The following is a 7,254-nucleotide window of genomic DNA, read 5'->3' on the forward strand; positions in this document are numbered from 1 at the left end:
AAACAGAAAGATCAACTGGTAGTAATCCGTACTGAACATATTATACATTATTTTCAGTATAGTTGAGCTTATTATTGACTAGAGTCATGCTCCCCAAGTTCTGGCTGCCCATACCTGTCTGTTGTTTGTAACCTATGAGTCAGATGTCTGCCCGGTCGGGATCTTACTGGCGCGCAACCCTGACGCGGTGGTTCCCACAGCCTCTGGATCGCTGGGTGGCCGGGATCACCCTCTGCAACCTGGCCATCGGGGTGATCCTGTTGGTGTTGGGCAACCACACAGCTCCTTACGTGCGGGACTTTAACTGGCAACAGCAACGGGTGGGGGCGCAAGAAGTGCAGATGGTGCTCACCTTCAACCGCCCGATGGATCCCGTCAGTGTTGAAGAGCATTTGGAGATCCAGCCCCCTCTGCCAGGCCGAATGCGCAAGCTGGGTCGCCGCTTTTTTTGGACGCTGACAGAACCAGCCCCTTACGGCCAGACCTACCGGGTGCGCCTGCAGGCAGCGGTAGATGAACGGGGCCAGCCCATGGCCCAGCCCTTTGAGGGGGAATTCCGCACGCCGGATCGGCAGTTGCTGGGGATCAGCACCGAACCTGCCCAGCGAGGGCGAATGTTTCTGTTCAACCTGGAGACGGGAGCCGCTACTCTGCTGACTCCAGCTGGGGTCAAGGTAACCCAAATGCAGCCCAGTGCCGATGGCCGCTTCGTGTACTATTTCGCCACGGCTACCCACCCACAGCACCAGGATCTGTACCGGCTGGATCTGGAGGATCTGTCTTCGCAGTTGCTGCTGGATCATCAGGGTTACCAAAACCTGCGCTTCCAAGTCTCGCCGACGGGGGAACTGGTGGTGGCAGAGCGGATCCCGCTGCAACGGGATCCCATGGCTGCCGTCCAGACGGAGCTGTGGATCCAGAAAACGAGCCGGGATCCCTTTGAACGTCTAGAGCTGGATACGGCGGTGGGGGGAGATTTTTTCATTAGCCCCGATGAGAGCAGCCTGCTCATCTCGCAGGGACAGGGGGTGGGGATCGTACCCTTGCATCCACGGGCGGCAGCGGAGAGCTTTCTAGCCCAGTTCGGCCAAACCTTAGCCATCCGCCCCGATGGGGCTTTCGGGGCTTTGCTGCGCTTCAATCCCGACTACACCCGCAGCCTCTCCATCGTCAGCAATACCGGCAACAGCGAGGAGATTTTGAGAACCCAGGGATCCATCCTGAAAGGGGCTTTTTCCCCTCGGGCGCCCATCTTCTACGCCTTGGTCAGTGAGGTCTCTCACGTTAGCGGTGCGGAGCATTATTCTGTTGGCGAGGTCGCGATGGACTCCCCCAGCTACACCGAGTCGCCCCGCCTGCTGGCGATAACGCTCGGCACTGAAGCAGGCAACGCCATAGAGGTGGTTCGAGCCACCTATCCCGTCGATCTGGACTTCAGCATTTCCCCGGATGGACGCATGCTGGCCTACACGCTTTTGGAACCCTTCCCGGGAGTGCCGGATGATCCCTTGGCTCCCCTCAGCCGTAGCGGGCAAGCCATCATGGCCTCGCAAGTGTGGCTGGTGGATTTGCAGGATGGGCTGCCCACTCCTGATGGACAAAGTGGTTCGCACCGCTGGCGGGAACGCCGCCTACCGCTGGGCAGCAGCACGCTGGCTTGGATCCCTTAGGGCGAGAAAGCCACTTGGAGAACAAACCTGCCTAGAATCAAGACAGGGTGTGCGAGGAGAGGTGATATGCGGCTCATTGACGAGCAGGGGCGGCTTTTGGGAAAGGTCAGCCTCTTGGATCTGGGAGCTCTGGCAATTGTGGTGGTGGCCATTGTCGCCGTCTTGTTCTTTCCGGGTCGGCAGGCGGGCAGTGTCGTCCAGGTGGGAGGTGGCCCCACGCTGCCGGTGGAAGTGGACATGATTGTGCGCGGGGTCAGCAGCCGCTCTATGGAACCTTTTCAGGCGGGGCAGAAGGCTGACCTGATCATCCGCAACCAGCCCTACGGCCAGGTGGAGGTGGTGCGAGTGGAAAATGTCAGCCGTACCGTGCCGGTGGTGTTTCCCGATGGACGGGTGCAGAACTTGCCCGATCCCGAAGCCTATCGCCTCGATCTGGTGTTTACCTTGCGAGGGCGCGGCCAGCGGACGGAGAATGGCATCGTCCTGGGCAACAATCGCGTCAAAATCGGTGTTCCCCTAGAGCTAGAGACCTTTGGCTACAACTTGCGCGGCACCGTGATGGACGTGCGGCTGCCGCAATCGTAGAGGATGTCAACCCCAATGCAGCTACAGGAAATTGCCCAAAAATTGGGGTGTGCCTACGAGGGGGATCCCACCCTGGAAATTCACAGCGTGGCCAGCCTGGCGGAGGCTCGCCCAGGGGAGCTGAGCTTTCTCAGCGAGGCCCGCTACCTACCTCTCTTGGAGCAAACCCAGGCCAGCGCCGTCATCGTGGAGGAAGGGCTGGCTTTGCCCTGTTCCATTGCCTGCTTGCGGGGCAGGGATCCCCGTCTGCTCTTTGCCCAGGCCATTGAGCTGTTCTACCAACCCTACCGCCTGCCCGTTGGCATCCACCCCACCGCTGTGATCGATCCCAGCGTCGAGCTGGGGGAGGGGGTGGCAATCGGGCCGCACGCAGTGGTGATGGAGGGAGTGAAAATTGGCGACCACACCCAAATTCACCCCAATGTCACCATCTATCCCCACGTGCGGATTGGATCCCGGTGTCAGCTTTTCGCCAACTGCGTTATTCACGAGCGCACGGAGATTGGGGATGATTGCCTCATCCACAGCGGCGCTGTCATTGGCGACGACGGCTTTGGCCACATTCCTCTGGCAGATGGCTCCTGGCGGCGCATGCTGCAGGCGGGCCGAGTGGTGCTGGAAGACAACGTGGAGGTAGGCAGCAACACCACCATCGACCGGGCCGCCGTTGGCGAGACCCGTATTGGCCGCGGCACCAAGATCGACAATCTGGTGCAAATTGGCCACGGCGTGCGCACCGGATCCCACTGCCTGATCATCGCTCAGGTGGGCATTGCCGGCAGTACCCAATTGGGCCACCATGTCATTTTGGCCGGGCAATGTGGCTTGGCCGGGCACCTGCACATTGGCGATGGCGTGCGTGTGGCCGCCCAAACAGGCGTCACCAGCGATATCCCTGCTGGTCAAACGGTGGCCGGCTACCCCCATCAACCCATTGCCGAATGGCGCAAGAGCATGGCCGTCCAGCGGCACTTGCCTGAGCTGCAACGTACCTTGCGCAAGCTGGAAGCCCGTGTGGCCAAGCTGGAACAGAACGAGGAATCATAAGAGACGGCAAAAGACGTGGATCCACATAAGTCTCCCGCCTTGTCCTGTCGGCCCTAGCTCTGCTCCAGCAACGACCGCAAAGTGTTCAGGTACTCGTTGATGTTGCGCCGGTTGCCGCCGAAATCATATTCCCCAACACGGCCTTCGGAAGTAATGTGTAGACGAGTATGGCCAGGATCCCCTTCTATTGGCGACAGCGAAACCGTTAGATCGTCCACGAACTTAAAAAAGTTGGTGCGGGAGATCCCCTTCACTTCCATCGCCTCAGCATCCACAGAGACCAGTTCCCCCCGCTTCCAAACTTGAAAGGCTTGCTCAGCCGCTTTTAACACCTGGTCTGGGCTAGCTGCAATCACAACTTCCTGTTGGGCGCGATTGTAGGGGGATCCACCCAGGGTGGCCGCTTGTAAGGTGGGGATCCCGCTTGCCAAGCCGAAAAGCAGCACCGCTATCACCACCAAAAGTTTCCAGAAAGACATGCGGACAAAAGGAGAAGTTTACATCTCTTATTATGCCTTTCAGTTAGTAGAACGCTCCTGTTATCACCCTGTCAGCCTGAAGCAGAGCACCTGCCGGCGGTTCTATCGATGGGTTAGCCTACAGCTAATTCGCTTGCCCCGAGTGCAAAAATGCTGGCCCAAGAAAAACTCCAAGAGAAAGCCGAGGAAAAGATTACTCCCCTCACCCGCCAGCAACTGGCGGAGCTCATGCCCTCGGCCCAGGGGCTGCTCAGCGATGAACCCGAAATGGAACACTCCCTGCATGCCCTGCAGCTTTTGATTCTGGTCAGCTGCCTCGCCCGCCTCTGGCAAGACCGCAACGACTACTTCCTCGCCTGGAACCTCACCGTCTACTACAGCCGAGAGCAACTCAAAAATAAAGACTTCCGCGGGCCAGATCTGTTTTTGGTCAAAGGGGTAGAAAACCGCCCCCGCCCTTCTTGGGTGGTGTGGGAAGAAGGTGGCAAATACCCGGACTTGATCATCGAGCTGCTTTCGGAATCGACTGCCAAAGTGGATCGGGGTGAGAAGCGGGAGCTTTACGAAAGGATTTTCAGGACACCGGAGTACTTTTACTATTCTCCGGAGACGCAGGAGTTTATGGGTTTGCGACTGAGGGGGGAGAAGTACGAGGAGATTGAGCCAACGGAGCAGGGCTGGCGCTGGAGCGAGATGCTGGAGCTGTATCTGGGGATCCATAACCAACAACTGCGCTACTTTTTCCCCAATGGGGAGCTGGTGCCTACTCCTGAAGAAGCTGAGAGAATCGAGCGCCAACGTGCTGAGCAAGAGCGACAGCGAGCAGAGCGCCTGGCCCAGAAGCTGCGGGAGCTGGGGGTGGATCCCGATACCTTGTAAGGGTAAAGAGAGGAGAACTGGCAATGACTAACCCGAACCCAATTACTGAGGTGCTGGATCCGGTTTATCTACCCGAGTTGCCCCCCACCCAAGACGAGCTCCCCTACGACGACAGCGAACCTATGGAAAGCTGGCGGCACAGGTGCCAGATGGACTTGCTCATCTCCACTACCCAAACCTGGTTGCAGCAGCGCCCTGATGGCTTTGTCGGTGGCAATATGTTTCTCTACTACAGCTTGGAGCAGACCAGCGGCCGCAATTTCAAAGGGCCGGATTATTTTGTGGTGTTGGGCGTGCCTAAAGGCGAGCGCAAAAGCTGGGTGATTTGGGAGCAGGGCAAAGGGCCGGACGTGGTGATTGAGCTTCTTTCTCCCAGCACTGCCCAGGAGGACAAGACAAGCAAAAAGCAACTTTATGAGCAGATTATCCGGGTGCCGGAGTACTTTTGGTTTGACCCGTTTGAGCCAGAGGACTGGGCGGGGTTTCGGCTGAGGGGCGGCCGCTATGAGCCGATTCAAGAGGATGCAGAGGGTTGCTTGCCGAGCGAGGTTTTGGGATTGTACCTAGTGAAGTGGGAGGGCAGGTTTCGGGACATCGAGGCCACCTGGATTCGCTGGGCCACTGCTGCTGGGGAACTGGTACCCACCGAGGCCGAACTGGAGCGGCAAAGGGCTGAGCAGGCCGAACAACGGGCAGGGCGCCTGGCCCGGAAGCTACAAGAGCTAGGGGTGGATCCAGACGCCCTGTAGACAGCCAAGTAACTCAAGACAACAGATGGATCCCTAGGAGGCCAACAGCAACACAGGTAGCTTTTGAATAGCAGGCCGTAATCCCTTGGGAAAGCGCTCCCGCTTCAAGAGATAGCGATAGTTGAGTTGGGGAATAAGTCTCTCCCATTGATAGGGGTTCAAGCCAGCTACCACTGAACAGAACGGCTCTCTACTGAGCTCTAACCCCTCTTCCATGAGCCTGAGAGCTATGTTGCCTGCAGCTATCTCCAGAGTTTGATTGGCCAGTTGCGGATCCGGATCCCCTAGGAAGATCAGAGCATAGTCTTCTGGCTGAGGACTGCGCAGAATTGGCTCCAGCAAGCCCTCCAGTTCTTGGATAAGCTGCTCTGTCTCCATTTCCCAGTAGGGGAAAAGGCCCACGTTGATCTTGCTCAGGCGGATCCCTTGTGGTTTGGAGGTTTCTGTTAGGCTATCTCTCATCACTACCAGGTTTTCTGAAGGACTTAACCACGCGGGACTAGGCCATTCTTGCAGCTCTAAGCTATCGATCTTCCAACCATAGGGCTCAGCTACACTGTGCAGCCGAAAGAAAACTCCAACTTCCTGCTCAAAGTCATGGACAGCCTTTGCGCATCCTTGCCAGTCTTGATAGTCATCGACCTGGATAAACCCTCTGGGATGAACTTGATAGGCAGGCAAGGTGTCAGCAAACAGCCCTGGCACGGGGACAATGAGATCCCAAACTCCCAGTTCCTTGGCAACCACCTCTAAGTTCTCCGAAATGGGTGCCGCTAAAGCACCGGATCCAAAACCCGTATCGTTGGCACCAACTCCTCGATAATCTCGATCCACCTCTGTTGGATCAGGCATACCTGAGAAGGTATCGAAAGCATATAGCTTGCGAGGTCGACGGCTGTAGTTCTTAATCACCCAGGCCAGCAAAGCTGAGCTTCCACCCCTGCAAACACCACATTCTACAAAGTTCCCAGGAATGTCTTCTTCACAAACCTGCTTAGCCAGTGAATAAAGGCTCCAAAGACGCTCAAAGCCCAGCAAGGTAAAAGATTTAACTTTCTCTAGCACCCTAGACAACTCAAGGTTACAGACCGGATAGTCCTTGAGGTGCTCTGGCAATGTCCAATTCACAGCAGGGTCTGGAATATGCTCAACGGGCTTGACATTGCCTCGCCAGGCCACTCCCATAATTTGCATGGTCTGGTAAATCATCGTGTTCCAGCCCCTGTCTCTCAAGTAATTCAAACCTTCAGCCACATCCGGCGAGGCTAGATCATGAAACAGAATCAAGGCATCCTCAGCAGCATAGCGCTCTGCCACTTGAGCATCCTGCAAGGGGGCTGGTGAGTCATGATTCCCATCGATGAAAATCAGAGACCAGCGACAATCCTCTTGCTGGGCAATCTCCTCCACCTTCCCTGGGCTATAGCCAGGGTAGAGATTGACATTAGAGCGAACTCCAGCCGAGCGAAGAGATTGATCCGCACTTCCATAAATCTGGGGATCGGCCAGAGCAGGATCTACCACATCGAGAATAACTCCTCCTGCCGCCAGGTGCGCAGTTGACCAACCTAGCCAACAGCCGATCTCTAGGGCGTTTTTTCCTTGTAGCTTAAGGGCAGTATTGTACAGAATATGAGCCTCGTCTCGACTAACAAAGCCGATAGTAGGTTGACGCAAATCCGCAGTCCAAAGGTGAGGAACTTCTTTCCGTAGATAAGGCCAGGGATGAGGCCCTGGATCGATAGCAGTCATTACAGCCTTTTAATTTAAAATAGGGTACAGGTATTCAAGAGGAAGGAGAGAAAGGAATGCCGACTCATTCTTTGGATTTGCGGCAAAGAGTTG

7 protein-coding genes are annotated in these 7,254 nt (G+C 56.6%); 5 read left to right on the forward strand and 2 right to left on the reverse strand.

Going from position 1 to position 7,254, the window contains the following annotated elements:
- The first annotated feature begins 143 nt into the window (after window positions 1-143).
- The 3 genes from ACVW0B_RS14020 to lpxD all read left to right on the forward strand — a co-directional run bounded on the left by ACVW0B_RS14020 (window position 144) and on the right by lpxD (window position 3,302).
- Complete coding sequence (locus tag ACVW0B_RS14020) at window positions 144-1,670, forward strand: hypothetical protein (RefSeq protein ID WP_457491969.1); 1,527 nt, start codon at window positions 144-146, stop codon at window positions 1,668-1,670.
- 66 nt (window positions 1,671-1,736) lie between these two features.
- Window positions 1,737-2,255, forward strand: a complete 519-nt coding sequence (locus ACVW0B_RS14025) for a DUF4330 domain-containing protein (RefSeq protein WP_414342569.1) — start codon at window positions 1,737-1,739, stop codon at window positions 2,253-2,255.
- A 15-nt stretch (window positions 2,256-2,270) separates the two neighbouring features.
- On the forward strand, window positions 2,271-3,302 hold the full coding sequence (gene lpxD / locus ACVW0B_RS14030; RefSeq protein WP_457491972.1) for a UDP-3-O-(3-hydroxymyristoyl)glucosamine N-acyltransferase: 1,032 nt from the start codon (window positions 2,271-2,273) through the stop codon (window positions 3,300-3,302).
- Window positions 3,303-3,355: 53 nt separating this feature from the next.
- Here the strand turns inward: lpxD and ACVW0B_RS14035 are convergent, their stop codons facing one another.
- Window positions 3,356-3,781: a DUF1499 domain-containing protein gene (locus tag ACVW0B_RS14035; RefSeq protein WP_414342567.1), complete on the reverse strand. Its 426-nt coding sequence runs from the start codon at window positions 3,779-3,781 to the stop codon at window positions 3,356-3,358.
- Between the two features lie 150 nt (window positions 3,782-3,931).
- On the opposite strand from ACVW0B_RS14035, the gene ACVW0B_RS14040 reads away from it, so the two are divergent.
- Together ACVW0B_RS14040 and ACVW0B_RS14045 are read left to right on the forward strand one after the other, a co-directional pair.
- A complete protein-coding gene (locus ACVW0B_RS14040) occupies window positions 3,932-4,660 on the forward strand; it encodes a Uma2 family endonuclease (protein ID WP_457384496.1) in 729 nt (242 codons plus the stop codon).
- Between the two features lie 23 nt (window positions 4,661-4,683).
- Entirely contained in the window at window positions 4,684-5,409 is a 726-nt protein-coding gene (locus tag ACVW0B_RS14045) for a Uma2 family endonuclease (RefSeq protein WP_457491970.1), read from the forward strand.
- Window positions 5,410-5,442: 33 nt separating this feature from the next.
- Here ACVW0B_RS14045 and ACVW0B_RS14050 read toward each other — a convergent pair whose 3' ends face one another.
- A complete protein-coding gene (locus tag ACVW0B_RS14050; protein WP_457491971.1) occupies window positions 5,443-7,161 on the reverse strand; it encodes a class I SAM-dependent methyltransferase in 1,719 nt (572 codons plus the stop codon).
- Window positions 7,162-7,254 lie beyond the last annotated feature (93 nt).

This window comes from Thermostichus sp. MS-CIW-23, assembly GCF_054059455.1.

Excerpts from the sequence above, each read along its gene's own strand:
- ACVW0B_RS14025 (WP_414342569.1), top strand. The coding sequence starts at position 1,737 with ATGCGGCTCATTGACGAGCAGGGGCGGCTTTTGGGAAAGGTCAGCCTC.
- lpxD (WP_457491972.1), top strand. The coding sequence starts at position 2,271 with ATGCAGCTACAGGAAATTGCCCAAAAATTGGGGTGTGCCTACGAGGGG.
- ACVW0B_RS14045 (WP_457491970.1), top strand. The coding sequence starts at position 4,684 with ATGACTAACCCGAACCCAATTACTGAGGTGCTGGATCCGGTTTATCTA.
- ACVW0B_RS14035 (WP_414342567.1), bottom strand. The coding sequence starts at position 3,781 with ATGTCTTTCTGGAAACTTTTGGTGGTGATAGCGGTGCTGCTTTTCGGC.
- ACVW0B_RS14020 (WP_457491969.1), top strand. The coding sequence starts at position 144 with ATGTCTGCCCGGTCGGGATCTTACTGGCGCGCAACCCTGACGCGGTGG.
- ACVW0B_RS14040 (WP_457384496.1), top strand. The coding sequence starts at position 3,932 with ATGCTGGCCCAAGAAAAACTCCAAGAGAAAGCCGAGGAAAAGATTACT.
- ACVW0B_RS14050 (WP_457491971.1), bottom strand. The coding sequence starts at position 7,161 with ATGACTGCTATCGATCCAGGGCCTCATCCCTGGCCTTATCTACGGAAA.